The organism is Gemmatimonadales bacterium (assembly GCA_019637315.1).
Classification (GTDB): domain Bacteria; phylum Gemmatimonadota; class Gemmatimonadetes; order Gemmatimonadales; family GWC2-71-9; genus SHZU01.
In genome coordinates, this window is the sequence record JAHBVU010000001.1 from 83,016 (window position 1) to 108,761 (window position 25,746).

Annotated in this window: 23 protein-coding genes; 17 read left to right on the plus strand and 6 right to left on the minus strand. The window is 66.0% G+C overall.

Annotated elements, in window-relative coordinates; translation table 11 throughout:
- Positions 1–82: 82 nt before the first annotated feature.
- Both KF785_00385 and KF785_00390 read left to right on the plus strand, forming a co-directional pair.
- Positions 83–1,618, plus strand: a complete 1,536-nt coding sequence (locus tag KF785_00385; protein MBX3145196.1) for a serine hydrolase — start codon at positions 83–85, stop codon at positions 1,616–1,618.
- A 236-nt stretch (positions 1,619–1,854) separates the two neighbouring features.
- Positions 1,855–4,314, plus strand: a complete 2,460-nt coding sequence (locus KF785_00390; protein ID MBX3145197.1) for an ABC transporter permease — start codon at positions 1,855–1,857, stop codon at positions 4,312–4,314.
- Positions 4,315–4,331: 17 nt separating this feature from the next.
- On the opposite strand, the gene KF785_00395 is transcribed toward KF785_00390, so the two are convergent.
- Positions 4,332–5,564 (minus strand): beta-lactamase family protein, encoded by a 1,233-nt coding sequence (locus KF785_00395; protein MBX3145198.1) that lies wholly within the window; start codon positions 5,562–5,564, stop codon positions 4,332–4,334.
- Between the two features lie 160 nt (positions 5,565–5,724).
- On the opposite strand from KF785_00395, the gene KF785_00400 reads away from it, so the two are divergent.
- Both KF785_00400 and KF785_00405 read left to right on the plus strand, forming a co-directional pair.
- Positions 5,725–6,282 (plus strand): DinB family protein, encoded by a 558-nt coding sequence (locus tag KF785_00400; GenBank protein ID MBX3145199.1) that lies wholly within the window; start codon positions 5,725–5,727, stop codon positions 6,280–6,282.
- A gap of 84 nt (positions 6,283–6,366) precedes the next feature.
- Complete coding sequence (locus KF785_00405; GenBank protein MBX3145200.1) at positions 6,367–6,834, plus strand: hypothetical protein; 468 nt, start codon at positions 6,367–6,369, stop codon at positions 6,832–6,834.
- A gap of 4 nt (positions 6,835–6,838) precedes the next feature.
- On the opposite strand, the gene KF785_00410 is transcribed toward KF785_00405, so the two are convergent.
- The 4 genes from KF785_00410 to KF785_00425 all read right to left on the minus strand — a co-directional run bounded on the left by KF785_00410 (position 6,839) and on the right by KF785_00425 (position 10,772).
- Positions 6,839–7,054 carry a hypothetical protein gene (locus tag KF785_00410; protein ID MBX3145201.1) on the minus strand — a complete coding sequence of 72 codons (216 nt, stop codon included), beginning with the start codon at positions 7,052–7,054 and terminating at the stop codon, positions 6,839–6,841.
- A gap of 219 nt (positions 7,055–7,273) precedes the next feature.
- On the minus strand, positions 7,274–8,836 hold the full coding sequence (locus KF785_00415) for a hypothetical protein (protein MBX3145202.1): 1,563 nt from the start codon (positions 8,834–8,836) through the stop codon (positions 7,274–7,276).
- Positions 8,833–9,729, minus strand: a complete 897-nt coding sequence (locus KF785_00420) for a WYL domain-containing protein (GenBank protein ID MBX3145203.1) — start codon at positions 9,727–9,729, stop codon at positions 8,833–8,835. Before KF785_00420 ends, KF785_00415 begins: the two co-directional genes overlap by 4 nt.
- Complete coding sequence (locus KF785_00425) at positions 9,726–10,772, minus strand: WYL domain-containing protein (protein ID MBX3145204.1); 1,047 nt, start codon at positions 10,770–10,772, stop codon at positions 9,726–9,728. Before KF785_00425 ends, KF785_00420 begins: the two co-directional genes overlap by 4 nt.
- A gap of 211 nt (positions 10,773–10,983) precedes the next feature.
- On the opposite strand from KF785_00425, the gene KF785_00430 reads away from it, so the two are divergent.
- The 12 genes from KF785_00430 to KF785_00485 all read left to right on the plus strand — a co-directional run bounded on the left by KF785_00430 (position 10,984) and on the right by KF785_00485 (position 23,449).
- A complete protein-coding gene (locus KF785_00430) occupies positions 10,984–12,126 on the plus strand; it encodes a M55 family metallopeptidase (protein ID MBX3145205.1) in 1,143 nt (380 codons plus the stop codon).
- 141 nt (positions 12,127–12,267) lie between these two features.
- A complete protein-coding gene (locus KF785_00435) occupies positions 12,268–13,098 on the plus strand; it encodes an ABC transporter ATP-binding protein (protein MBX3145206.1) in 831 nt (276 codons plus the stop codon).
- The gene (locus KF785_00440) at positions 13,095–13,868 is read left to right on the plus strand and encodes an ABC transporter ATP-binding protein (GenBank protein MBX3145207.1); all 774 of its coding nucleotides are present in this window, start codon (positions 13,095–13,097) and stop codon (positions 13,866–13,868) included. The genes KF785_00435 and KF785_00440 overlap by 4 nt, the downstream gene beginning before the upstream one ends.
- Positions 13,865–15,700 (plus strand): AMP-binding protein, encoded by a 1,836-nt coding sequence (locus KF785_00445; GenBank protein MBX3145208.1) that lies wholly within the window; start codon positions 13,865–13,867, stop codon positions 15,698–15,700. The genes KF785_00440 and KF785_00445 overlap by 4 nt, the downstream gene beginning before the upstream one ends.
- Positions 15,697–16,593, plus strand: coding sequence for a branched-chain amino acid ABC transporter permease (locus tag KF785_00450; protein MBX3145209.1), 897 nt, complete (start codon positions 15,697–15,699; stop codon positions 16,591–16,593). Before KF785_00445 ends, KF785_00450 begins: the two co-directional genes overlap by 4 nt.
- Positions 16,590–17,687 (plus strand): branched-chain amino acid ABC transporter permease, encoded by a 1,098-nt coding sequence (locus tag KF785_00455; GenBank protein ID MBX3145210.1) that lies wholly within the window; start codon positions 16,590–16,592, stop codon positions 17,685–17,687. Before KF785_00450 ends, KF785_00455 begins: the two co-directional genes overlap by 4 nt.
- A 16-nt stretch (positions 17,688–17,703) precedes the next feature.
- Positions 17,704–18,951, plus strand: a complete 1,248-nt coding sequence (locus tag KF785_00460) for an ABC transporter substrate-binding protein (protein MBX3145211.1) — start codon at positions 17,704–17,706, stop codon at positions 18,949–18,951.
- Positions 18,952–19,062: 111 nt separating this feature from the next.
- Entirely contained in the window at positions 19,063–19,998 is a 936-nt protein-coding gene (locus tag KF785_00465; protein ID MBX3145212.1) for a sel1 repeat family protein, read from the plus strand.
- The gene (locus KF785_00470; protein ID MBX3145213.1) at positions 19,998–20,909 is read left to right on the plus strand and encodes an ABC transporter ATP-binding protein; all 912 of its coding nucleotides are present in this window, start codon (positions 19,998–20,000) and stop codon (positions 20,907–20,909) included. Before KF785_00465 ends, KF785_00470 begins: the two co-directional genes overlap by 1 nt.
- Positions 20,906–21,808, plus strand: coding sequence for an ABC transporter permease subunit (locus tag KF785_00475; GenBank protein MBX3145214.1), 903 nt, complete (start codon positions 20,906–20,908; stop codon positions 21,806–21,808). Before KF785_00470 ends, KF785_00475 begins: the two co-directional genes overlap by 4 nt.
- Complete coding sequence (locus KF785_00480; GenBank protein ID MBX3145215.1) at positions 21,805–22,731, plus strand: ABC transporter ATP-binding protein; 927 nt, start codon at positions 21,805–21,807, stop codon at positions 22,729–22,731. The genes KF785_00475 and KF785_00480 overlap by 4 nt, the downstream gene beginning before the upstream one ends.
- A 4-nt stretch (positions 22,732–22,735) precedes the next feature.
- Complete coding sequence (locus KF785_00485; protein ID MBX3145216.1) at positions 22,736–23,449, plus strand: hypothetical protein; 714 nt, start codon at positions 22,736–22,738, stop codon at positions 23,447–23,449.
- Between the two features lie 13 nt (positions 23,450–23,462).
- On the opposite strand, the gene KF785_00490 is transcribed toward KF785_00485, so the two are convergent.
- Complete coding sequence (locus KF785_00490; protein MBX3145217.1) at positions 23,463–23,987, minus strand: hypothetical protein; 525 nt, start codon at positions 23,985–23,987, stop codon at positions 23,463–23,465.
- A gap of 248 nt (positions 23,988–24,235) precedes the next feature.
- On the opposite strand from KF785_00490, the gene KF785_00495 reads away from it, so the two are divergent.
- A complete protein-coding gene (locus tag KF785_00495; protein ID MBX3145218.1) occupies positions 24,236–25,714 on the plus strand; it encodes an amidase in 1,479 nt (492 codons plus the stop codon).
- Positions 25,715–25,746 lie beyond the last annotated feature (32 nt).

Sequence of the window (25,746 nt, forward strand, 5' to 3'; positions counted from 1 at the left end):
CCGGGCCATCATTTGGGACTCTGTTTTGTATACAATCGCGCTAGCGCGCGCCGATCAGGTTCCCCTTCACTGAGCCATGCCCATGTCGACGTTGCGGCGGTTCTCGTCCCTTCTCCTGTTGGCTCTCGTAACCCTTGCCTCCACCGCCACGGCCCAACGGGCCTCACAGCGTGGTCCGCTCGACGGATTCGACCAATACGTCACCAATGCGATTCGTGAACTCGAGCATGCCGGTATCGCGATTGCCGTCGTCAAGAACGACTCCATCGTCTACGCCAAGGGTTTCGGCGTTCGGGCCATCGGCAAGCCAGACCCGATCGACGCGAACACGATCTTTGCCATCGGGTCCTCGACCAAGGCATTTGCCGGCCTTTCGGTGGCCATGCTGGTCGACGAGGGCAAGATGAGCTGGGATGAGCCCGTCGCGACCTACCTGCCCGGTTTCCGCCTCTACGACCCATATGTCTCGCAGCAGATCACCATGCGCGATGCGCTGACCCACCGGAGCGGGCTGGCGCGCACCGACCTGGTCTGGATCAGCGGGCAGTTCACCAGCGAGGAGCTGATCCGCCGGCTCCGCTTCGTCAAGCCGGCCGGGCCGTTCCGACAGGAATACGGTTACCAGAACCTGATGTACCTTGCGGCCGGAATGGCGGTTGCTAAGGTTGCGGGGACGCCGACCTGGTCCGACTTCGTGACCCAGCGGATCCTGCTGCCGCTCGGGATGCGGGAGTCCAGCCCGTCGATCAAGGGTCTGGCTGGCAAGACCAACGTGGCAGAGCCGCATGCCCGTATCAATGACACGCTGCGAACGGTACCTGCGCGCGACATCGACCACGTTGCTCCGGCAGGGTCGATCAATTCGAATGTGCTCGACATGGCCCAGTGGCTCCGCTTCCAGCTCAACGGCGGCAAGGTCAACGGGAAGGCGCTGCTCGGTCAGCGGGCCTTCGATGAAACCCGGACTCCGCAGTTCACCATGCGGCGGGGCGGCGGCGGCGGTGGGGGTGCCCAGCCGGCCGAACGCGACGGCTACTTCTCTGCCTACGGCATGGGCTGGTTCCTGCAGGACTACAAGGGTCGCTTCGTCGTGCATCACGGCGGTAACATCGACGGCATGACGGCCCTGGTCGCACTGATGCCTGACGAGAATCTGGGGGTCGTTGCGCTTACCAACATGAACGGCTCGCCGCTGCCGACTGCGCTGACCTATACCATCTTCGACCGCTTCCTCGGCCTGCCTGCCAAGGATCGCGTGGCGGAGATCAAGGAACAGCGAGCCCGGGCAGCGACCCGCGTGGCGCAGCAGCAGGCTGAGACCGAGGCCAAGCGGGTCAAGAACACCATGCCGACCCTGACGCTCGACAGGTACGCTGGCACCTACGCCGACAGCGCCAACGGTGAGCTGAAGGTCACGCTGGAAAACGGGAAGCTGGTGGTGCGCTACGGTACCCAGTTTACCGGCGACCTCGAGCATTGGAACTACGATACGTTCCGAGCCGCCTGGCGGAACTTGGCGCTCTTTTCGCATAGCATGGTCAACTTCACCATCGGTCGCGATGGCACTCCGTCGACCGTTTCACTCGACAATTTCGGCGAGTTTGGTCGTTCCCCCTGACGCGAACGATACTCGGGCTCGGTCGCCCCGGATCGAGCCCGAGGTGCGTGCCCCACGCCCCTCGCAGCGTGATCAGGCTGCGGCGTTTCCTGCCCGATCGGTGGCGGCCGCAAGCGTACCTGGGTCTGCGCCGATTCGGTCAGCTTCCGCCTCACCGCGGGCCCGAACACGCTCGCAACCATTGGAGGGATTCGGGCATCCCTAACGGCAACACATAGTTCATACTCGGAGACACGATGTCCCTTTCGCTCGGGGAGTTCCGGCACGCCGCCCGGCGCCTGATGCGTGCGCCGCTCTTCACCCTGATTGCCGTCATCACCCTCGGTGTCGGGATCGGCGCCAACTCGGCCATCTTCAGTGTGGTCAACGGCGTCCTGCTGAAGCCGCTTCCGTACGAGGACGCCGACCGGCTGGTGCAGGTGACCCATGTGGCGCCGAACCTGGGTGGAACGGGGCGGGACCTGCCACTCTCCGACGCGCTCTACTTCAGTTACCGCAGCGAGAATCGTGTCTTCGACGACCTCGGCCTGATGTTCGACGGCGCCGCGACGATCACCGGCGGCTCGTCACCGGAGCGGGTTCGCTCTCTGGTCGTGACCGAAGGGACCCTGTCGCTCCTCCGTGCGCAGCCTGCGTTCGGCCGGCGGTTTACCGCCGAGGATGACGCGGCCGGCGCGCCCCCGACGGTGATGCTGAGCTACGGCTACTGGCAGCGACGTTTCGGCGGCGACCGACAGATTCTCGACCGGAACCTCCAGATCGACGGCGTGCCCCACCAGATCGTCGGGGTGTTGCCGCGGGACTTCCGGGTGCTCGAGTACGATCCGGCCATCTATCTGCCCGCGCGGCTCGACCCGGCGCGTGCGCAGCTGATGGCGATTCGCTATCCCGCCCTGGCGCGGCTCAGGCCCGGTGTCGACATCGCCCAAGCCAATGCCGACCTGGCCCGGGTTCTTCCCTTGGCATTCGAGCGGTATCCGGGCGGGATGCCCTATGATCGATTCAGGCAGACCGGATTCGCACCGGCGATCGAGCCCCTGAAACAGGCCGTCGTCGGCGACGTCAGCACCATTCTCTGGGTCCTGCTCGGCACCGTCGGTCTGGTACTGCTGCTGGCGTGCGCGAATGTCGCCAATCTGTTCCTGGTCCGCGCAGAGTCGCGCGAACGGGAAGTGGCCGTGCGGACCGCTCTCGGGGCGGACCGGGGTCGGATCATCGCCGGCTTTTTGGCCGAGAGCGTGCTGCTCGGTGCGGTGGCTGGTGGCCTCGGCCTGGCGCTCGCGTACAGTGGTCTCCGCTTGCTGCGTACCATTGGCCCGCAGGGCTTACCCAGGATGAGCGATATCGGCCTCGACCTCCGTGTCCTGGGCTTCACTGCCGCGATCTCGCTCGTGGCGGGCCTGCTCTTCGGTCTCTGGCCCGCGCTCAAGTACGGGCGTCCTGACCTGCATCGTGCGCTCAAGGAGGGCAGTCGGGGTGGCGGGTCCGACCGGGCACGATTCCGTGCCAGGAACGGTCTGGTGGTCGTGCAGGTGGCGCTGGCTCTGGTGCTGCTGATCGGTTCCGGTCTGATGGTGCGCAGCGTCAGGTCGCTTCAGGCCGTCGACCCGGGCTTCCGGGGGTCGGATCAAGTGCTCACCTTCCGGCTTTTCGTTCCGGAGGCCGAGGTTCCTGATCCGCTCCGGGTCATCGAGATCGAGCGACAGATCATGGCCGGGCTGGCGCAGCTGCCCGGCGTCAGCAGCGCAGGTGCTTCCTGGGCCGTCCCAATGCTTCCGCTCCGGATGGACTCGCCCATCAGCGTCGAGGGCGTGGATGTCGATCCCAACACCCTGCAGCCGCCCCGTCGCCACAACACGCTCGCCCCCGGCTTTGCGGAAACCCTGCAGACCCCGCTCCGCGCGGGACGCACCATCACCTGGGACGACATCGATAACCGGTCCAAGGTGGTCGTGATCTCCGAGAATCTGGCACGCGCCTACTGGCCAAGCCCAGCCGACGCCATCGGCAAGCGGATCAGTCTCGGCCTCGGCGGCGACTGGCATGAAGTTGTCGGCGTGCTGGCGGACATTCGATCCGACGGGGTCAGCCAGGACGCGCCAGCAACCGTGTTCTGGCCCCTCTCGCCCGACCGCTTCGGCGGGCAGCCGGTTCGGTCGATGTCGTTCCTGCTGCGCACCAGTGGTGACCCGCGCGGTATGCTGCGGTCGGTGGAGCAGGCCGTCTGGGCGGCAAGTCCGAGCCTGCCACTGGCCGATGTGCGAACGCTGGCGGATCTGCAGGCGATTTCGATGGCCCGGGCAGCCTTCGCCATGGTGATGCTGTCGATTGCGGCGGTGGTGGCGCTGATCCTGGGCCTGGTCGGCATCTATGGCGTGATTTCCTATGTCGTGGCGCAGCGGACCCGGGAAATCGGGGTGCGGATCGCTCTCGGTGCGCAACCGGGGGATGTGCGTCGAATGGTGCTCGGTCAGGCGGCGCTGGTGACCGCCACCGGCCTCGGTATCGGTCTCGTGACCGCCGCGCTGCTGACTCGGATGATGGCCGGTCTGCTGCATGGCGTCCAGGCCGTCGATCCGCTCACCTACGGTTTGACCGCTCTGGCGATCGGCGCAGTCGCGCTGGTTGCCAGCTACCTGCCGACCAGGCGAGCCGTGGCGATCGATCCTGCCACGGCGCTGCGGGCCGACGGCTGACTCGTCGGCCCTGGCCCTCAGCTGCGCGGACCGGACGCCTTGAGCTTGCCGGCTGCCTCGACGAAGCGCGGATCACGAGACACCGTGTAGGCCGTACCGGCAACCTGGTCGGCCGTCGCCGTTCCGGTACCTGCGCTGGTCGAGTGCATCGAGCCGACGTTCGCTACCACGGCAACCACCACGTCCGACCCTTCGATCCAATAGAGAGATCCCGTAAAGCCGAGCACGTCACCGTCGTGCCCGATCAAGGCAACCCCGCTCGGATAGGTGCGCCGGACCACGTTGTGCCCAACCTCTGCGTTGTCGCCGATCCGGCGCCACTGGGTCAGGACCTGCATGCTCGCGGGGCTCAGCAACTTGCCGTCTCGAAGCGCTGCTCCATAGCGCGCCAGATCGCGCGCGGTGGCGATCATGCCGCCGGCTGTCCATTCCACCGACAGGTTCGATCCGGTGGCGTCGATCAGATCCGGTCGCGTCTCGCTGAAGGCGGGGTTGACGCCAGCGTCCTGGCGGAACGTCGGCGTGGCCCAGTGGTAACGATGGGGAATCCGCTCGCTGGGCACAGGTTCGAACCCTTCGAGCCGAATATCCGCCAGCCCGAGCGGATCGAGAATCCGGCGATGGATCTCGGCGACCGGATCGTTGCCGGTGACCCGCTCGATGATCATGCCGATCAGGGTGTAATTGGTGTTGGAGTAGCTGTACTTCGAGCCTGGCTCGAAGAGCGGCTGATGCCCTGTGATGTACGGCAGCGTTTCGGTTCGGCCCCAGATGCGAGCCGGGTCGAGCCGATTGCCGCGCCCTTCGCGGATCCAGACCGGGTCGTCCTCCCAACTCGGCACGCCGCTGGTGTGGTTCATCAGCTGCGCAATGCTTGCCCTGTCGGCGTTGGGAATCCCTGCGACGGCCGGGCCAAGGATGCTGGCGGCGGTGGCGGTGAGATCCAGTCGCCCCTCGTCGGCCAGCTGGAGCAGGACCACGGCTGCGAAGGTCTTGGTGATGCTCCCGATGCCGAACAGCATCTCGGGTTGAATCGGGGTCCCGGCCAGGACGTCCGCCTGTCCGGCGACCCCGGTCCAGATCACCCCTGAGCTGTCGGCAATGGCGGCGGAGATTCCGGGCACTCCCCTCGCAACCGCTTCGTCGAGGAGGGTCTGCAGTTCCATGGCGACGCTCTCGGTCGGAGGAGATTGGGCCGGCTTGCAGGCAATGGCGGCGAGCGCCATGGCGGCGAGAATTCGCGGACTCATGAGTGCTCCGGCGCAGTTGGGTGGCGCAATAGCAACCACCAAAGATGGCCCCGTCGGGCTGGGAGGAGTAGCATTCGCATCCTGACCGGCGAAACCGCGTGGTTCCGCCGCTCGTAGGCTCTGGCGCGATCCCACCTCAATCCGAACCTATGGACATCCGATGACTCGCCTGCTGCTGGTCTCTGCGCTGGTCGTGTCGGTCCTTCCCGGCACTGCTGACGCGCAAAGTGACGTCGAGGGGCGGCGGACCTCCCAGAGCTCGCCACTCTCGTTGCGGAGCGACTGGGAGCACCAGCGCCGCCATCTCCTGGCCGTGATCGACTCTGCCACACCGGCTATGCTCGGCTTCCGGCCGACCCCCGGTGTCAGGACCTTTGCGGAGCAGATCGATCATGTGGCGCGGGTTGCGGCGTTGATCACCCGGGGCGTCATCGCGGATCGTCCGTGGCCCGACGGTCTCGATGCGGACACGGCCAGCTACCTGCACGATCGGAGCAGGCTCCGGGCGCAGACCGACAGGTTCCTGGGCTATGTCGTCGAGGCGGTGTCCGCTGTGCCCGAGGCGCGGTGGGTCGAGGATGCGACGCTGTTTCGGATGACTTTATCGCGGTTTCGCTGGAACGTCACCGCGCTTCAACACTCGTCCTGGACGCTCGGTCAGCTGGTGCCCTACCTCCGTCTCAATGGGCGAACGCCGCCGCCATTCACGCCGCTGTAATGGGACGGTATTGTGCCGATCCTGTCCAGGTGTAGCTTCGAGGAACCGGTCATTCCCGCCGACCCTTCCCTGGAGGTGGACCAGATGCGCTATCGGACGTCAGGAGCCCTGATCGCCATTGCCGTCGGGGTGGTCGTTGCGGACACAGCCTTGGCGCAGGCCCCGGCCGCGCAGAGGGCGCGCGCCTGCTCGCTGTTGCCGAAGGAAGAGGTGAAGCAGCACCTGCCATGGGAGGCGATGCTCGACAACATTGCTCCCGAGGAAACGCCGATTGGTGCTGCGGGTTCGTCCTGCGATTACCCCGGCGTGACAATTCAGGTTCTGCCCGCGACCAGCCGTATCATGGAGATCGCGCGCGCGAAAAGCGGCGTCGAGACGGTGAGCGGAATCGGTACGGAGGCCCTGTTCCACGTCAACCCAAGCGGGTATGCCGAGTTGTATGTCAGGACCGCCCGGCAGGTCCTGACGATTCAGGCCAGTGCCCCAAACGGGGTGGCCCAGGTCAAGCCCGGGGTGTTGAGCCTGGCACGGGTCCTGGTCGGAAAGCTCTAGCGGCTCACTTTGCCGTTTCCCGCTGTCCCGGCGTCTCCACCCACCGTAACACCTGTTCTGCGGCCTGCCGACCCTCTCTCGTGGGGAAAGCCTTGGTCAAGTAGAGCGCCCTCCGCACTACCCCGGCCAGGTCGGTCCGCTCCAGTCGAATCCCGACCCCGATACCCAAGACCGTGGCCAACGCGACGGCAACCAGTGCCACGCCGATCACCACCACCATGTTGAGCGCCTCCGTGTCAAAATAGGAGTGTCAGTCGTACGGCTCGTAGGCACCGCGTCCTCGGGGCCGATCCGGCCCTCGTCGCTATCGCAGGTGGTGAGGAGCAGCCAGCGAGCGATCTGAGCAGCGGACCACCGGCGCATGGACATACCGTCGACTGAAGCGACTCCACGGTACGGTCGGGGTGTGACAATCACAGCGCGGCGCTGATTCCGATGGTCAACTCGGCGCCAACAGGCTCGGCCCTCGCCCCTCGAACCAGCTCCGTTTCTGCGTATGTACCGGCAGCACCCGCGCGGGGTCGATCGTCCCGACGACCCACTCCATTCCAGCGGCGTGAATATGCCCCGAAGCGTGGAACGGTCCCGACTCGGCACCGGGGAGCCCGCCCACCCGTTTCAGCTTCCAGAGGTCGAGCCAGGCCACCAGACGCTCCTGGTCGACCTTCTGCTCTTCGCCTCGCGCCTCCGAGCTGGAGTAGATATAGGTGCCACCATCGGGTTCGATGTCGATCAGATTGGTGATATCCCAGTATGAGAGGCAGAGCAGGTAGTCGCCGGGGCGCTTGCGGATCGTCGCGGCATCGACGATCGCGGTGGCAAACCCCTCGAGTACCGGCGTTTCCCAGGCCCCGACCGTGGATCGCTGCGCACGGAGGATGCCGACGCCGTCGCCAGGTTGAGGGATAGCCGGGTCGATCACGTGCATCCGATCGAGCAGGTAGGCATCCTTGGTCGTCACCACCAGGCGACGCCCGACGGCGGTGGCGATCTCATGAAAGCTGCGCAGTCGTTCGATGTTCCGGGCCGAGAAATCGGCGATGACGAGGCCGGGCTCGCGCTCGACCACCTCGAGACAGGCTTCTTTCACCTGCTGCTCGGTCGCGGGTTCCGTCGAGGACAGGTTGGTTCCCTCGACGATCAGCAGCGCGGGCTTGAGCGCGCCCATGGCCTCGGCCATCTGCCTGGTGCGCCAGCCCGAATGGCCGTGGAGGCGGATATCGCCGGTGTAGCAGACCCAGCCGATCGGTGTGTTGATGGCCCAGGCGCCGGATCCTGGAATCGAGTGGTCGACCCGGAAGAAGCGCAGCTTGTCGGGATCGAGCTGACAATGCTCGAATGGTGCCGCCTCGAACAGGGTTTTCGGCCCGGGCACGCTGGCGAAGAACGGATCGAGCGCGATCTTGGCGGCTCGGATCGCATCGTCGTGCTCAGCAATGAAATGTGGTCGCCCGGTTCGCGAGGCCGGCCGCACTGCTTCGAGGAGGCCGGACTTGCCGACCGCCTTCGGAGCGACATAGCAGTACTGCGCTTCGGGTCCGCCGCCGCCGATGTCCTGCATGGCCTTCCCGATCAGGGCCGTCATCAGTCCGGTGTACACCGGGATGTCGGGCCGGAGGAAGCCCAGGCATCCGTTATGGTCCTGGTGCGCGTGAGACAGGAGTACCCCGTCGAGATGATCGAGCCGGCGATAGGACGGGTGCCCGTGGTATCGGTTCCAAAGATCCGGCTCGAGCCGGAGGTCATCCCGGTAGACGCCTTCGATCGGTGGCAGCAGGCCCACCGCAAGAAAGTCCCGGAGCCCGACGGCAGCGCGGGGACTCAGGAACTCGTCGAAATACTTTCCGTTGCGCGCAAAGCTGGTACCGAAGTCGAGGAAGTACTTCCGGTCCCCGAACTCCAGGAGGATCTTGTTCCCCCCGATCTCACCCGTTGTCTCGTCACCCCCGAGCCCGCCCAGGACGGTGACGGTCAGTTCGTCGCCCACGGCGTAGCGGGTCATGCGAGCGCTCTCCTGACTGCGGCCCGGTAGTGCGCCGGCCGCACCACCTCCGCATCGATGCCGTGGTCGAGGACTCGTCGTACCAGCCAGGCTTCATTGGTCACGACGAGCTCAACCTCGACGCTGCCATCCTCGACGTTCTGGTGCGCAGGATACCGGGCCCGAATCCAACGAGCGACCCCAGGCGCGAAGCGGACCGTTACCGTGTCCACCTGATCGGTTGCCGCCCGCAACAGATCCGCATGTTCCACCACCTCACGAAAATCCTTCCTGAACTCGAAAGACAGATCCGTCGGTCGCACCGCGACGGCTCGATCGAGCCGGAAGTGGCGCCACCCCTCGGCGGTCCAGGCGACGACGTAGACCCGGTCGTGGTAGTCGATGATCTGGTGAGGGTCGAGCGTCCAGGTTCGCGGGGTTGCCTCGCCCTCGCCCGCGTAGTCGAGCTCGATTCGCCGCCGGTTGCGAGCAGCCTGGGTAACAACCCAGTGCATGGCATCACTCGACTCATCGGCGGCGGCCGGCAGCTTGGCGCCATCCAGGACGGCGTCGAGCCGTTTGGCCAGCTTGGCGCCGGCCGGATCGCCGGCCAGGGCAATCTGAAGGGCGCAGCGCTCCATCGGGGTGAGCAGCAGGGGGCGGCGAAACGGGCCCCCGCTCGAGATGCTCAACCGATCGTCCTGCTGCCAGGCGGACAGGCTCAGGAGCCAGTCATCGGCGGAATGCTCACCGAGCGCAGTCAAGGTCCGCAAGTCGGCGGCGATGGCTTTCTCGGTGACGCCGAACGCCGCCGCCACCTGGGCCAGCGTCGCCGGCTCGTCCCCGCACCGTTCCCGGCGACCCAGTTCGGCCACCATCTGAACGATCCGAGTCAGCTGTTCGGCGGTGCTCATCGATCCCCCGTGTCGTAAATCCTGACCACCTGTTGGCGAAGTTCCTCGAGTGCCGCAGCGAGGTCCTGCGGCGTCTCAATGCGGACCTTTCGTCCCAGCGAGAGCGCCCAGCGGAGGAAGCTGCGCCGGTCCCGGATCGTCATCTCGAAGGTAGCTTCGCGCCAACCGGCCGACTTGGCAAGGAGCTTCCCCAGCTTGCGGTTGGCCGCCCGTTGGGCGTCTGGCCCGACGATCGTTACTCGCGCGACGGCCGCGTCGCCGTCGCCCCATTCCCAGGGCGCCTGTCGGACCATGGTCCGCACATCGAAGTCCGCGGGGCGGTCGAAGGTGGTACCGTCCGGAACGACCTGGTCCAGGTCCTCGACCGAGATGATCACCGCGAGGTCCCGGTCGCGGTCCCGTCCGGCGCAGTACCAGCGACCGGCTTGGAAGAGAAGGCCCCAGGGCTCGAGTCGAATCGGGGTCGGCTCGGTCGAGCCAAGAGTCCACTGCCGACCCTGAACCGAACGCCGGTGGACCACGCCGTCCTGAAGCGCAGCGAGTGACTGCGCGGCCTCCGCGCTGAGCGGCGCGGCGAGGGCACGCTGCGCAGCGAGAGGTTCGAGGGGCAGATCGAATTCCAGTTTCCGCCGGAGCGACTTCGCTGCCTCGGCCCATTCGGGTGCCGGCTGCTGCGCCAGCCGGCGGGTAGCCCGGTCGATCAGGTCGAGTTCTGCCTCAGAGAGTTGCAATCGGCGCAAGGCCGGATACGGTCGTTCGGGGGCCACCTCGCCAGCCAGTTCGAGCTGCGGGAGGTAGATCCCATCGATCCGGAGACGATATCCCGGAACACCGGTCTCATCCGGGGCCGGGATGTTCTCGATCCGGATGCCCAGTGCTTCGAGGTCGGCTTTGTCCCGCTCGAACTTGCGGCGGGCGGATTCCTGATCCTGGTTCTGATAGCCGCGGACCCGCTCGAAGATCTGGGCACGGCTGACTCCGAACCGGTGGTGAAGCAGGAAGGCCAGCAGATCCATCCATCGGGCGGTCTTGGTGTTACTCATCGGCGGTTCCGCTGGGGAAAGCTGGGTCGCCTCCCGGCAGGGGTCGAGTCTGATCGAGTCATTCGGACATTATACGCCGAGTATGGGACAGTGGCAGAGATCTGCCTCAGCGATGCTCTCCGAGCCGGTGGGGAGTCTGCCCGTTGTCCTCACCGCCCGTTCGCCGAGCCAGCCCGCTACATTCCGATCCGTCCTCCAACCCATTGGCCCCATGCATCGCTCACCCCGCCTGCTCCCGTTCGGCGCCGTGCTCGTCGCGGCCGCGTGCAACACCCCGTCCGCCACACCCGCCGAGAGCGCCGTCGCTCCGTCCGGCGCGCCGTGGACACTCCAAGTCGTCCGTCCAGACACCAGCGACGGCATCCGGATTCTGATCCTCCATGACATGGAGGGCCTCTCCGGTCAGAGCGACCCGTCTTCCTTCAATTACGGCACGCCGCTCTACCCCAAGGGTCAGGAAATGCTCGTCGGCGATATCAACGCCGTTGTCGACGGTCTCTACCAGGGCGGTGCCACGGAGGTCCTGATCGTCGACGGCCACGGCAGCGGCAACCCCGGCCCCGACGTCCGGCGTGACCTGCTCGACCCGCGCGCGAAGCAGATTCTTCGCGCTGAATCGTTCGACGGCTACTTCGACACCCCGAACTTCGAAGAGTTCGATGGTGTAGCCGTGGTAGGTATGCACGCCAAGACCGGATCCCGCGGCTTCGCCTCCCACACCTTCACGCTCGGTATCGGGATCGCCATCAACGGCCAGACCATCACCGAAACCGAGTTGGTCGGTCTGTCGTGGGGAAGGCAGGGCACGCCGGTCATCTTCGGCTCCGGCGACGACCGCCTTGCTGCCGATCTCGCCGGCCCAATGCCGTGGATCGAGTTCGTCACCGTGAAGACAGCGACTGCCGCCGACAGCGCCATCACTCGCCCGGTGGACGAGGCACGTGCGGAGCTGACCGCCAAGGCCAAGCTTGCCGTCGAGAACCTGAAAGCTGGTAAGACCCAGGCGATGAAGGCCCCCGCCCCGCTTCGGGTCGGGCTTCGCGCCGTGCCGCCCGCCAACATCGCGGTGCTCGACGGGTTTCCGGGTGTGACTTACGCGGACAGCACTGCGACGATCACCGTCGACAGCTTGCGCGCCGGCTACGATGCGCTGATCAAGATGGTGGGCATCGCTACGGGCGCCTACAGCAGCCAGCTCGCCAGGATCGTGGCATCGCGGCCGGACGGACAACAGATCCTGCGGGCCTACGGCGATCAGGTCGGCAAGGTCTGGTTCGACTATGAGTCGGGTCGCTGGAAGGCCCCGCCAGCACCAGTGCCGGATACGGGCCAAAGGTACCACGGATATCGCTAGCATCAGATCTGGGGTTCCGCTTCTAGTCCGGGTGCCGGCCCGTCGGCACCCGAGAAGCCGGGGGGCTTCTTGACACCCAATGCCCCCGGCGTAGAATCGGGGGCATCTTAGCTCGCCATCCCTTTCACATCCGGACAACCTGTGCCCGATCCAGTCTCGGCACGACCGGCAATGCTGGGAGACGGACCTCTCGCGGTCCGGAACCTCGAGGTCGTCTATAGCGACGTGATTCTCGTGCTGCACGGGGTCAGCCTCGAGGTGCCCGCGCGAGCGATCGTTGCGTTGCTGGGCGCCAACGGTGCAGGCAAGACAACCCTGCTCCGCGCCGTCACCGGGCTGCTCTCGATCCACCGCGGCCGCGCCACCAAGGGTGAGATCCGCTTCGGCGGCATCCGGTTAGGCGCGCAATCGGCCCCGGACATTGTCCGCCTCGGTGTGGCACAAGTCATGGAAGGCCGCCGCCTCTTTGCCGAGCTGACAGTCGAGGAGAATCTGCGAGTCGGCGGGTTTACCCGCGGTCGCGGGGCCATGCGTGAGGGTCTCGACCGGATCTACACCCTCTTTCCACGCCTTGCCGAGCGGCGCCGGGCGGTCAGCGGTTACCTGTCGGGCGGCGAACAGCAGATGGTCGCGATCGGACGTGCGTTGATGACCTCGCCGCGTCTCTTGATCCTCGATGAACCCTCTCTTGGCCTCGCACCGAAGATCGTGGAGCAGGTGCGCGAGATCGTGCTCACGGTGCACGAGGCAGGCACCGCTGTCCTCCTCGTGGAACAGAACGCCGCGATGGCGCTCTCGGTGGCGCACTACGGCTACATCATGGAGAACGGGAAGATCGTCCGCGACGGCTCGGCCGACGCGCTGCGCGCCGACGCTGACGTTCGCGAATTCTATCTTGGCGGAAGCGGCGAGAATCGGCGCTCGTTCCGTGACGTCAAGACCTATCGACGCCGGAAGCGATGGAGCGCGTGACGGCCTCGCCCCTCCTCGCTGTCGAACACCTGACCCTTCGGTTTGGCGGCGTTACCGCGCTCGACGATGTGAGCTTTGCCGTCAACCACGGCGAACTCTTCGCCATCATCGGACCGAACGGCGCCGGCAAGACGTCGATTTTCAACTGTCTGAACGGCGTCTATCGCCCGGAGCAGGGAATTATCACGCTTGGTGACACGGTGCTCACCGGCTGCTCACCGACCGCCATCGCTGAACTCGGTGTGGCCCGCACCTTCCAGAATCTCGGTCTCTTCAGCCACCTCACGGTGCTCGAGAACCTGCTGCTGGGCAGCCACCATCTGATGCGCACGGGCCTGCTCGCCGGCGCGGTCTGGTTCGGCAAAGCGCGTCGAGAGGAGATCGCGCAGCGGCGCGCCTGCGAACCGATCATCGAGCTGCTCGAGCTCGAACCGTACCGCTTTCAGCCGGTGGCGCTGCTGCCGTACGGGGTGCGCAAGCGGGTCGAAGTGGCGCGCGCGCTGGCGATGCGGCCGCGCCTCCTCCTGCTCGACGAACCGGCGGCAGGAATGAACCTCGAAGAGACTGAAGATCTGGCCCGCTACATCCGGGAAATCAACGAAGAACTCGGCGTGGCCATCCTGCTGGTCGAGCACGACATGCATTTCGTGATGGACTTGGCGCGACGGGTCATGGCGATGGACTTCGGTCGGGTGCTCGCCATCGGTCTGCCCGAGGCTGTCCGGGCTGATCCTGCAGTGGTGGACGCATACCTCGGGGTGGCGTCATGACGGCGACGATCGGGGCCGAATCCGTGCGCACTGACGCTGCGGTCGTCACCCTGCCTGCGCTGCTTCGCCGCAACGCAGAGATGGCCCCCGACCGGGTGGCGCTCCGTCACAAGAACCTGGGTTACTGGCAGGAGTACACCTGGGCCGAGTACGCCGTTCGCTCGGTGCGCGTCGGGCTGGGGCTGCGGGCGCTTGGTGTGGACTCAGGCGATCGGGTCGCCATCCTGGCCGAGAACCGGCCGGAATGGCTTTGGACCGACATCGGCACACAGGGTATCGGCGCGATTGCCGTTGGCGTCTACTGTACCAGCCCGGCCGAGGAGGTGGCGCACGTCCTGGCGGACTCCGGGTGCGTCGCGGCGGTGGTGGAAGACGAGGAGCAGCTCGACAAGCTGCTGCAGGTTCGCGAGCGGCTGCCCCTGCTCCGCCACATCGTGCTGATCGAAACGCGCGGTGCCAGGCATCGGGTTGCGGCCGGTGAGGTCGTCACTTTTGAAGCGTTGCTCGACCTGGGTGCCGCGGCTGATCCAGATGCCTTCTGGCGCAGTGTCGACGCCCTGGATCCGGCGGGTGTCGCGATCATCGTCTACACCTCTGGCACCACCGGACCGCCTAAGGGCGCGATGCTCACCCACGCCAACCTGCACAGCGTCGGCGACTCATGGGGTGAAATCTGGGGTGTGGGTGAAGAGGATGAAATCCTGTCCTATCTGCCGCTTTGTCATGTGCTGGAGCGTTGCCTGTCCGTGATCCTCGCTGTGGCAATGCGCTATCGCGTCAACTTCGGCGGTGGCGGCGAATCGCTGGTGAGCGACCTTCGGGAGGTTCAACCCACCTTCTTCGTGGGTGTGCCGAGGGTGTGGGAAAAGATGATGGCGACGGTGGAGATCAAGATGCGGGATGCGTCCTGGCTCAAGCGCCGCATCTATATGTACTGGATGGATCGTGGCAGTCGACTGGCCCGGAGTCGGCTTGCGGGTACCCCGCCGACCCTGCTAGAGCGGCTGAGCTACGGATTGGGCTGGATCCTGCTCTTCCGGCCGCTGCGCGAACGACTCGGTCTGGCCCGCGTCCGGGCGGCGGCGACCGGGGCGGCGCCGATTGCGCCGCAGGTCCTCGAGTTCTTTGCTGCGATCGGTGTCATGGTTTGCGAGGGCTACGGCCAGACCGAGGGCTCCGCGCTGGCCACCTTCAATCCGGCGGGTCGCGCGCGGCTCGGCACGGTGGGGATCGCTGCGCCCGGGGTGCAGATCCGGATTGCCGAGGACGGGGAAATCCTGGTCAAGTCGCGCGGTGTGTTCGCGGGCTACTTCCGGAACGAGGCCGCAACGCGGGAAACGATCGATCCCGACGGCTGGCTGCGCACCGGCGACGTCGGTGAGATCGATGCGGATGGCTATCTCCGGATCACCGATCGCAAGAAGGACCTGATCATCACCGCGGGCGGCAAGAACATCTCGCCGTCGTGGATCGAGAACCGGCTCAAGGTGTCGCCCTATGTGCGCGAGGCGATCGTCATCGGCGATCGCCAGCGCTACATCGTGGCGCTGATCGGCATCGAACTCGACACTGTCGGCGACTGGGCGGCGAGACAGCGACTGGCCTACACCACCTACCAGGATCTCGCCGAGCGGGCAGAAGTACAGCGACTGGTGGCTGAATGGATCGAGGAGGTGAACCGCGAGCTCGCACCGGTCGAACAGGTCAAACGCTTTGCGCTGCTGCCCAAGGAACTCGATCACGAGGAAGGTGAGCTGACCGCGACGCAGAAGGTCAAGCGCCGCGCCATCGCGCTTCGCTTCGCTTCGCTGGTCGAGGGGCTGTATCGATGACCGATTTCGTTCAACTGGTCGTGGCGGGTTTGTCGCTCGGGTCGATCTATGCGCTGATCTGCCTCGCGTTTGTGGTCGTCTACCGCGCCACCGGTGTGCTCAACTTCGCGCTTGGCGGCCTGGTCGTCCTTGGGGCGTACGTCACCTTTCAGTTTGGGGTGCGTTGGGGGTTTCCTTTTCCGGTCGCGGTGCTTGCCGCTGCGCTGGTCCTCGGTGCGGTCGGCCTGCTGATCGAGCGCTTCGTGCTGCGACGGATGGTGGGTCAGCCCGTCTTTGCCGTGATCCTGATTACTCTGGGCCTGCTCTTCGTGCTGGAGCAGATCTGCACCACACTCTGGGGCTACGACCTCCAGATGCTGGGCGATCCCTGGGGCCTCCGCACCGTGATGCTGGCCGGTGCAACCATCAAGCTGCTCGACCTCTGGACCATCGGGGCATCGGCGGTGGCGCTGACGCTCGTCTTCATCGGCTTTCGGTTCACGACGGTCGGGGTTGCCATGCGCGCGGCAGCAAGTGACCCTGAGGCCGCGCTCGCGCATGGTGTCAATCCACGGACAGTCCACGGCATCGTCTGGGCCCTGGCGGGGGTGCTCGCGGTGGTGGCCGGAGTCTTTCTCACGGCGGGGCCGCGCGGCATCGATCTCACCGTCAGTCTCGTTGCCTTGCGGGCTTTCCCCGCAGCCATCCTGGGTGGACTCGATTCGACCGAGGGTGCGGTGGCGGGCGGGCTCATCGTCGGGTTGGCGGAGGTGATGAGCGCGGCTTATATCACGCCCAACGCGCCGTGGCTCGGTGCGAACATCCACACGGTGATGCCGTACCTCCTGATGATTCTCGTGCTGCTGGTGCGCCCGTACGGGCTCTTCGGCACGCCGGAGGTGCGGCGGGCATGATCTGGAAGCTTCGCAACACCCGCCTGACGACTCGGTACGAGCATGACACCGTGCTCTTTCGCTCCCGCCCCGCGCAGGTTGGCGCGCTGGCGATGGGGCTCGCGTGGCTGGTCCTGCCGCTCGCAATGGGCGAGTACTGGTCCACCGTGCTGGTGTATGCCGGAATCGCGGCCATTGGCGCCATCGGCCTCAACCTGCTGATCGGATTCACCGGCCAGGTTTCGCTCGGCCACGCGGTCTTCTATGGGATCGGCGCCTACGCAGCGGCGGTGTTTGCCGGTCGGTGGGGGCTGCCGTTTCCGCTTTGGCTTCTGGCCGCCGCCGCGGTGGGTGGTGCTGTTGGCGGCCTGGTCGGGCCGTTTGCTCTTCGGCTTCGGGGCAACTACCTGGCGATCGTGTCGCTCGGGCTCCTGGTGCTTGGCCAGCATGTCTTCGAGAACTGGAGCAGTGTCACGGGCGGGCTCACGGGCACGAGCGTGCGCGCGCCAGTTGCCGCGGCTGGCGTCGACATCGCGTCGCTGCAATTCGGCTCCTTCCGGCTCTCCCGGACGCAGGGCTATCTCTACTTTGTCTGGATCGTCGTGGCGGTGCTTGCCCTTGCCGCACGGAACATCGTGCGCTCCCGTCCTGGACGGGCGCTGCAGGCCATTCGCGATCGGGATCTGGCCGCCGAGATCATCGGTGTCTCCCAGGTTCATTGGAAGGTCGGGGCGTTTGTGGTCTCGAGCGGGTACGCCGCTTGCGCCGGGGCCCTGTACGCCTCCTTTGCGCGCTTCGTCAGCCCGCTCGATTTCTCCCTGCTCTTGTCGATTCAGTTCATCGCGATGATCGTCGTGGGTGGAGTCGGCGCCGTGTCCGGCTCAGTGCTCGGCGCGCTGTTTCTCACCTTGCTGCCGCGGGTAATCGAGAGCATGAGCGGCAGCATCCCGTTCGTGAGCAGCGATGGGACTGGGGGCGGGCTCACGGTTCAGTCGCTCAATCAGGCGCTGTTCGGGTTGCTCATCGTCGGTTTCCTGCTCTTTGAGCCGCTCGGACTCGCCGAGATCTGGCGGCGGCTCGTCCGGTACTTCAAAGCCTGGCCATTTTCGTACTGATCCATGGAGGGAACAGATGTCAGCTCGTGTTTCGATTCGGCACCGCGGCGGTGCCGCCCTGCTCATGCTGTTGGGGCTGACCGCTTGCGGAGGTGGTGGCAGTGGGGCGACCCCTGGCATCGTCGGCGACACCATCGTCATCGGTGCACTGACGCCGCTCAGCGATCCGGTTGCGGTCATCGGCAAGCCGCTTCTGGCCGGACTGACCGCCTACTTCGCCCGTATCAACGAGCAGCAGGGCGGGGTGGGCGGCAAGTACAAGGTGAAGATCCTTGCCGAGGATATCCAGTACGTCAATCCGTCGACGGGTGCGCAGAAGTACCAGAAGATCAAAGATCAGGTTGCCATGTTCGGTCTGGTGCTTGGTACGGATCAGGTCAATGGCATCCTGTCGCTCTTGGCTGAGGACGGGATCCTCGCGGTACCGACGACCTTTGACGCCGAGTGGGTCCGGGACGAGCGCCTGCTGCCGTGGGGGTCGCCCTATCAGCTGCAGGCCATCAACGGCGTGGCCTATGCGCTGACGGAGGGTGGCGCGACCGGTGCCACGGTCTGCACCATGACGCTCGCGACTGGCTACGGGAAGGCGGTTGTCGACGGGGTCGAGTATCTCGCCGAGGCGATGGGTTTTCCGGTTCCCGTCAAGGCGACCTTCCGGCAGGACGATCAGGATTTCGTCGCGCCGATCACGCAGCTCAAGAACGCCGGATGCGGCGTCGTGATGCTCGCGTCGCTGCCCAGCGTGACAGGCAAGGTGCTCGGCGCGGCAGCGCAGCTTGGCTTTGCGCCGCGATGGATCGGGACCTCGCCGTCGTGGCACCAGGCGTTCGTGACGTCGCCGCTGCGGGACTACCTCGTGGCGAACTACTGGAGTTCGTGGGACGGCGTGTCGCTGTCCGATACCAGTGAAGCCGGGGTGCGTACGATGCTTGCGGATCAAGCGGCGTATGCCCCCGGGCAGGCGCCGGACTTCTACTACTATGCGGGCTACGTGATGGCGTACCCGCTTCATGCGTTGCTGGAACACGCCGTTGCGGCGGGTGACCTCAGCCGGGCCGGGCTGCGGGCGGCGAGCCAGGTGCCTGATACGGTGTACTCCGATGGCCTCGTCAGCCCCTGGATCTACGGGCCGGGCGTGGATCGTGATCCGCCCCGGGGCGCAACGATTTTTCGGATCAACCCGGCCGACCCGCTCGGGTTGGAGGTCGTTCGCCGCGGGTTCACAGCGCCGGCAGCGCAGTCGTTCACGTTCAAAGGACACTGATCTCGTTTCAGAATCTCTGAAACGTCTCGTTTTGAAACCCACGACGTTCGGCGGTCGTAAGCCGGTTCGGGAGACTACCTCCCGAACGCGACCTACAACGCCCGGCCGTCGATGCCAACTCGGAACTCTCCTGCAGAGAATCCGCGTCGGGGTGCTCGCCGCCCCGAACTGATCCTCCTCGCCGCCTTCGTTGTCCTGGGGTGCCATCCCGGGAACGACGAGGCGAAAACGCTCCGCGATGCATGCGCCGAAGGTACGGTGCTAGCGTGCCACGACTTCGGCCAACGACTCCAGGAAGGCCGCTACGTTCTGCGCGATGAAGCCGGCGCCGCTCGCTCGTTCGAGCAGGCCTGTGCCGGCGGCGTCGGCGACGGCTGTGCCAGTCTCGGCGTCATCTACCAGACCAGCCGGGTCGTCAAGCGCGACTCCGCCCGGGCCCAAGGCCTGTTCCGTCAGGCCTGCGACGGCGGCGCCATGGAAGGGTGTACTCGCCTCGGTCTGCTGCACCGGGCCGGTGCCGGCGTGACCCACGACCCAACCATTGCCGCCGGATTGTTCCGCCAGGCCTGCGAAGGTGGCGATCTAACCGGCTGCGCCAATCTGGGAACTCTCGAGGCCGCAGGCGAAGGCGTGCCCCAGGACTACGCAGCTGCAGCCGACCTGTTCGGGCGAGCCTGTGACGCCAAAGAGTCGCTGGGGTGTGTCGGATTGGGCCGACTTCGTGCCGCCGGCAACGGGGTCGAACGCAACGACTCCCTCGCCGCTGCGCTCTTCAAGTCGGCCTGTGACGCGTCCGACCAGTCGGGTTGCTTCGAACTCGCGGTGCTCAACGAGAACGGCCAGGGCGTGCCTCAGAACTTCCAGCGGGCCGCCCGCTTGTATGAGGTGGCCTGCGACGAACGGTACGCCGCCGCATGCTACAACCTGGCTGGCCTGCATCAGAAGGGTGCCGGCGTGTATCGCTCGCCTCAGCGCGCCATGGCCCTGACCCGACGTGCCTGTGACCTCGGCCACGCCGAGGCCTGCCCCCGCATCAAAGGATCGTGATGTCGACCGGCCAACCCCTTCTCGCTGCCCAGGGTCTCGGCAAGCGATACGGCAATGTCGTGGCGCTCGACGACGTGTCGTTCACCATCGGCGACGGCATCACCGGCATCCTCGGTGAGAACGGCGCCGGGAAAAGCACCGCGATCAAGATCTTCATGGGTCTTCTCAAGCCGACCGCAGGCAAAGCCACGGTGCTTGGTGAGGATGCCTCCGAGAGCCTGACCGTGCGCGGACGCCTCGGCTACATGCCTGAGCACGATTGCCTGCCAAGCGGGATCAGTGCAGCGGAGTTCCTGACTCATATGGCCGAGGTGAGCGGTCTACCGCCATCGACGGCCCGAACCCGTGCGGCGGACACGCTGCGGCACACCGGCCTGTTCGAGGAACGCTACCGTCCGATTGGCGGGTATTCCACCGGGATGAAGCAGCGGGTCAAGCTCAGCCAGGCCCTGGTGCACGACCCGTCGTTCGTCTTCCTCGATGAGCCGACGGCCGGTCTCGATCCGCTGGGCCGCGAGGAGATGCTCGACCTGGTGCGGAAAACCCATCGTGACTTTGGCATCAGCATTCTCTTCTCGTCTCATCTGATGGCCGACGTCGAACGGACTTGCGACCGGATCATCGTCTTCCAGGCCGGCCGGCTGATCCACTCGGGTGAGGTCGAGCAGTTCACGCGGGAGACTGAAACGGTGTTCATCGAGGTCGACACCAATCGCGATGGGCTGATTGCTGCGTTGGAGCGGCGCGGCGTGCTGGTGACCGTCGATGGTGCCGGGCTGGCACTCCAGGGTCCCGACGAAACGGTGTACGACCTGGTGCGGGACGCGCTGGTGGAGGCAGAGGCGCCACTCCGGCGGATGGGGCCGCAACGTCGTGCCCTGACCGAGCTGTTCGAGCGAGGTGCCGCATGAGCCAGCAGGGCACTGTTTTCGATATCGGCTACCAGGGGTACAGCGGTGTGCGCGAGGGTCGCGGCCGCGCGCGGACGGCCGTGTTCAAAGACGGATTACGGGCCGCGCTCGGTTTGGGGCGCGGCGGTCGGGCCAAGATTCTGCCGTGGTTCTTCATCGGCCTCCTGTGCGCTATCGGCAGCATCATGGCGTTGGTGGCCGGTGCGGCCGAACGACTGGGAGGGCCAGGCGCGGCGGCGCGGGCCAACCTTCCATCGCACGTCGACTTCTATGGGGCGGCGTCGATCATCCTCTTCGTGTTCGCGGCGTTGGTTGGTCCGGAGCTCCTCTGCCGTGACCGCAAGGAGGGAACTATCCATCTCTATCTGGTCCGGCCGCTCACTGGTACCGACTACCTCGGTGCGCGGTGGCTTGCCTTCCTGGTCGTGATGGTCGGCGCCGCCTGGCTGCCGCAGCTGATCCTGTTTCTCGGTCTGGCTGCCGGCGATCCACAGCCGATCGAGTACCTCCGCAAACACTGGCTCGACGTGCCGAAGTTCCTTCTGTCCGGGCTGGTAATGGCGGTCTACGCGACGACGCTTGCCCTCCTGACGGCTTCGTTCACCAAGAGTCGCGCCTATGCGGCGGTCTTTCTCGTTGGCCTCTTTACCATCACCGCGCCGTTTACGGCCGGGCTCGCGTCCGAGATGAACAACCTGGCTGGTCAGTGGATCTCGATGTTCAACCTGACCAACATCCCGGTTCATGTGAATGACGTGGTCTTCGGCGAGTTCAGCATGGTCACCGAGGACGCGCCGGCTCGGCTCTTTCCGGCCTGGGGTCGGGTTGGCTGGTACTTGCTCTGGACGGTCGTGCCGGGCGCGATTCTCTGGGGTCGCTATCGGAGGCTCACGCCATGAACGACGTTCGTCCTGTCATCCGGGTCGATCGGGTCTCCCGCTGGTTCGGCAGCGTGGTGGCCGTCAGCGAAATGACCTTCGACGTGATGCCCGGCATCACGGGTTTGCTGGGGCCGAACGGCGCCGGCAAGACGACCCTGCTGCGCATGATGACCGGTTTGGCCGAGACCTCGACGGGTCAGGTAACCGTCTTCGGTGAACCGGTACGCGACAACCCGCCGCTCTATCGCCGGATCGGGGTGATGTCCGAGCACGAAACCGTGTACGGCTTCATGAAGGGTCGCGAGTTCGTCACCATGATGGGCCAGCTGCGCGGGGTGGAACGACTCGAGGAAGCGGTCGACCGGGCCATCGAGCGCGTCGATCTGATCGAGGCGCAGCACCGGCCGATGGGCACGTACTCGCGCGGGATGCGGCAGCGGATGCGCCTGGCTGCGACGCTGGTGCATGATCCGGAGATTCTGATTCTCGATGAACCTCTGAACGGCGCCGATCCGCGGCAGAGGGTGCATTTCCAGCGGTTGCTCCGTGACCTCGCGCGGGAGGGGCGGACCATCGTGCTCTCGTCGCACATCCTCGAGGAGGTCGAACAGCTCGCAGAAACGGTTCTTCTCGTTGTCAACGGCAAGCTGGCCGCGTCGGGCGGGTTCCGGGCGATTCGCGCGGCACTCGATCAGCGACCGTATCACGTCCGCGTCACCTGTGACGCGCCACGTCAGCTGGCGGCGCTCGCGGTCGGGATCGGCTCGGTCGAGGCGGTCAACCTCGACCCTGACGGTGCGCTGGTGATCCTGAGCCGGCGGGTCCTGGATCTGCAGCTCGAGCTGCCGCGCCTGGCGCAGTCGGCCGGGATCCGCTTGCGACGGGTCGAGCCGCTGGATGATTCGCTCGAGAGCGTCTTCGGCTACCTGGTGGAGGGCTGACATCATGGGCACTGTGTATCGCCTGACCCTTCGCCAGCTGGCGGGTCGCTGGCGGCTCATCATCATGACGCTGCTCGCTGCGCTTCCCGTCGTGACGGCCCTGCTGACCCTCCGGCTGAAAGCCGCACCGTCGATTGCGGAGTTCGAAGCCGCAGCGTTGAGCACCTTACTGGCGGGATCGATTCTGCCGCTCGTGGTTCTGGCGATTGCAGCTGCGGCCTTTGCGAGCGAAGTCGAAGACAGGACATTGGCCAATCTCACGCTGTCGCCTCTGCCCAGGTGGCAGATAGCGGTGCCGAAACTGGCGGCGGTCCTGACGATTGCGTTGCCGTTTGCTGCGGTAAGCGCCTTTGCGACCGGCTACGTCGCGTTCCTGGCCGATCCACGAGCGACCATCGCGATCACCGTGGCAGCGGCTGTGGCCGTGGCGCTCTACAGCTCCGCATTTACCTGGCTGGGACTGGTCACGACGCAGGCCATCGGGGTTGGCCTGCTGTATGTCGTGCTGTGGGAAGGGTTTTTCTCAGGCTTCGTGTCGGGGGTACGGCTCTTGAGCATCCGGCACTATGCGCTGGCCTGGATGCACGGATTGGACGAGCGGCGATTTGCCGGGCTCGATCATCTCGGATTGCCCGCGGTCGTCATCGTTTCGGCCGTGGTCTTTGGCGGCTTTTTGTGGTTGTCGGTGCGGCGGCTCCGGCGGATGGACGTGCCGTAGCCGCAGCGGCCTCCTACGTAGCCGCGGACCAGATGGCTCGGGTAACATCGCGACCACCGCGGTACGCGCGAATCCCGTGAGTGGCGTTGTTGAGCAGCAGCAATGCATCCGCCCGTCCGTAGCTCTTCATCAGGTCGAGCATCATCGGCTCTTCGCCGTCCCAGGGAAAGGCGAAGACGACATCGAAGTCGTCGAGCGAGAGGCCCAGCTCGGCGTAGGCGGATGGCCCGGTACCCAGGGTACCGGTTCGGAGGTCGCCGTCGCGCGATTGCCAGCGGTAGCCGGTGGGCAGGAAGCTTCCCGCCGCGAACCGGGCTTTCGAGTCGAACTGCCTGGCCAGATCGCACGCGGTCGCGTTGAGACTCGAGTCGATCTCGATCCCGCAGGCCTCGAAGCCAAGCATATCGGCCATGATCGTGATGACGCCCGTCGCGGAGCCCCACTCCAGAAAGCGCAGGCCCTGCCGGCGAAAGGGCCACAACGCTTCAGCCACCACCTCATAATCAGCGGCGACGAAGGGGTGGAACGGCCGTTCCATGATATTCTCCGCGAAGCGATCCCAAAGCGCCCAGCCGGCGGTGCACAGTTCGGCCAGTCGGCTCCGAAGGGCCTCGTCCTCAGCGGAAGGCCGGGGAGTCGTGAAGGATTTCGAGTCGGACGGGGTAGCAGCCATGGCGGGAACCTAAACTGTCACCCCGCTAGTTTCCGGGGTGAGATCGAAAGTCCTGTAAGACCCGATGCCATCGAAGGGACTACCCCAACGACTCCCCTCTCCCAGAGACTGACATGCTCCGTCCCGACCGTCGTGGGTTTCTCGCTGCGACTGGCGCGATTGCCGTCGGCATGCGGCGTCCGCTTCATCACCTTGCCGGCGGGTGGTCCCAAGAGCCCCTTGACCCGGTCGCGAGTTCTGCGGTGCGCCTCGCGGCTGCGGTTCGTCGCCGGGAGATCTCGAGCGCCGAGCTCCTGGAAGCGGTGCTTACCCGAATCGACGCCGTCAATCCGCAGCTCAACGCGGTGGTCCAGCTCGATCGGGATCAGGCTCGCGTCGCAGCTGCGGCCGCAGATCGCCAGCGGGCGTCGGTCGACCGGCCCCTACATGGCGTGCCGGTCACGATCAAGGATTCCTTCGACGTGGCGGCCATCGTGTCGACAGGGGGAACCTGGGGCCGGCGCGCCTACATTCCAGCGGAGGATGCCACGGTCGTGGCCCGACTCCGCAGGGCGGGCGCCATCGTAATCGGCAAGACCAACACGCCGGAACTCACCGCCGGAGCGGAAACCGACAACCGGGTCTATGGGCGGAGCAGCAATCCGTACGACCCAACGCGGACGCCTGGTGGCAGTAGCGGTGGCTCCGCAGCGATCGTGGCTGCGGGAGGCTCGCCCTTCGATGTCGGGACCGACACCTCCGGCAGCATCCGACTACCGGCGCATTTCTGTGGCATTGCCGGTCTCAAGCCGACCAGCGGCCGTCTGTCGCGGGCCGGGCACGTGCTTGGTCCGGATGGGATTCTGCAAGGCATTACCCAGCCCGGACCGATGGCGCGGCGAGTCGAGGACCTCGTTATGGGGCTCGGTGTCATGGCAGGCCCGGACGACAAGGATCCCTTCGTGGTACCGATGCCGGTTCGCGATCCGGCCGCGGTATCGCTGCCGGGGCTCCGGGTAGCCGTGTTCGGCGACAATGGCGTGGTGACGCCCGATGCCGAGATCATGACAGCGGTTGACGAGGCGGCTCGGATTCTCCGCGCAGCTGGCGCGGTCGTCGAAGAGGCGCGCCCCGACGGACTGGCGCAGGCCACCGAAGCGGCATTTGCCCTGATGACCGGTGACGGTGGCGCCACGTTGCTCCGGGTCCTCGAGCGCTGGGGCACCGAGGCCGCGCATTCGGATCTGCGCACTGCGCTCGAGGGCCTGCAGGCGATGCCGGTGGGCGATTTTACCGCCCTGCTCGAGCGGCTCGACCATGCCCGCGCACTGATGCTACCGTTCCTCGATCGGTACGATCTGATCATCTCGCCGGTCAACGTGACGACGGCGGTGGCCCACGGCACGTCGCGGGAGCGGGTCTACCCCGGTCTGTCGTACACGGTGCCGTACAATGTGGCCGGCTGGCCAGCAGGCGTGGTTCGGGTCGGCACCTCCGCCAGCGGGCTGCCGATTGGTGTGCAGGCAGCTGCGGCGGCCTGGCGGGAAGATCTGGTCCTGGCCGCGCTCGGCCAGATCGAACGCGAGACGGGAGGCTGGCGGCCGGTATCCTGATACTCGACGCGACAGCGTGTGCCGCCGCGTCG

Excerpts from the sequence above, each read along its gene's own strand:
- KF785_00475 (MBX3145214.1), top strand. The coding sequence starts at position 20,906 with ATGAGCCAGCAGGGCACTGTTTTCGATATCGGCTACCAGGGGTACAGC.
- KF785_00450 (MBX3145209.1), top strand. The coding sequence starts at position 15,697 with ATGACCGATTTCGTTCAACTGGTCGTGGCGGGTTTGTCGCTCGGGTCG.
- KF785_00480 (MBX3145215.1), top strand. The coding sequence starts at position 21,805 with ATGAACGACGTTCGTCCTGTCATCCGGGTCGATCGGGTCTCCCGCTGG.
- KF785_00420 (MBX3145203.1), bottom strand. The coding sequence starts at position 9,729 with ATGAGCACCGCCGAACAGCTGACTCGGATCGTTCAGATGGTGGCCGAA.
- KF785_00460 (MBX3145211.1), top strand. The coding sequence starts at position 17,704 with ATGTCAGCTCGTGTTTCGATTCGGCACCGCGGCGGTGCCGCCCTGCTC.
- KF785_00430 (MBX3145205.1), top strand. The coding sequence starts at position 10,984 with ATGCATCGCTCACCCCGCCTGCTCCCGTTCGGCGCCGTGCTCGTCGCG.
- KF785_00385 (MBX3145196.1), top strand. The coding sequence starts at position 83 with ATGTCGACGTTGCGGCGGTTCTCGTCCCTTCTCCTGTTGGCTCTCGTA.
- KF785_00490 (MBX3145217.1), bottom strand. The coding sequence starts at position 23,987 with ATGGAACGGCCGTTCCACCCCTTCGTCGCCGCTGATTATGAGGTGGTG.
- KF785_00455 (MBX3145210.1), top strand. The coding sequence starts at position 16,590 with ATGATCTGGAAGCTTCGCAACACCCGCCTGACGACTCGGTACGAGCAT.
- KF785_00390 (MBX3145197.1), top strand. The coding sequence starts at position 1,855 with ATGTCCCTTTCGCTCGGGGAGTTCCGGCACGCCGCCCGGCGCCTGATG.
- KF785_00445 (MBX3145208.1), top strand. The coding sequence starts at position 13,865 with ATGACGGCGACGATCGGGGCCGAATCCGTGCGCACTGACGCTGCGGTC.
- KF785_00415 (MBX3145202.1), bottom strand. The coding sequence starts at position 8,836 with ATGACCCGCTACGCCGTGGGCGACGAACTGACCGTCACCGTCCTGGGC.
- KF785_00395 (MBX3145198.1), bottom strand. The coding sequence starts at position 5,564 with ATGAGTCCGCGAATTCTCGCCGCCATGGCGCTCGCCGCCATTGCCTGC.
- KF785_00410 (MBX3145201.1), bottom strand. The coding sequence starts at position 7,054 with ATGGTGGTGGTGATCGGCGTGGCACTGGTTGCCGTCGCGTTGGCCACG.
- KF785_00470 (MBX3145213.1), top strand. The coding sequence starts at position 19,998 with ATGTCGACCGGCCAACCCCTTCTCGCTGCCCAGGGTCTCGGCAAGCGA.
- KF785_00405 (MBX3145200.1), top strand. The coding sequence starts at position 6,367 with ATGCGCTATCGGACGTCAGGAGCCCTGATCGCCATTGCCGTCGGGGTG.
- KF785_00465 (MBX3145212.1), top strand. The coding sequence starts at position 19,063 with ATGCCAACTCGGAACTCTCCTGCAGAGAATCCGCGTCGGGGTGCTCGC.
- KF785_00425 (MBX3145204.1), bottom strand. The coding sequence starts at position 10,772 with ATGAGTAACACCAAGACCGCCCGATGGATGGATCTGCTGGCCTTCCTG.
- KF785_00485 (MBX3145216.1), top strand. The coding sequence starts at position 22,736 with ATGGGCACTGTGTATCGCCTGACCCTTCGCCAGCTGGCGGGTCGCTGG.
- KF785_00495 (MBX3145218.1), top strand. The coding sequence starts at position 24,236 with ATGCTCCGTCCCGACCGTCGTGGGTTTCTCGCTGCGACTGGCGCGATT.
- KF785_00400 (MBX3145199.1), top strand. The coding sequence starts at position 5,725 with ATGACTCGCCTGCTGCTGGTCTCTGCGCTGGTCGTGTCGGTCCTTCCC.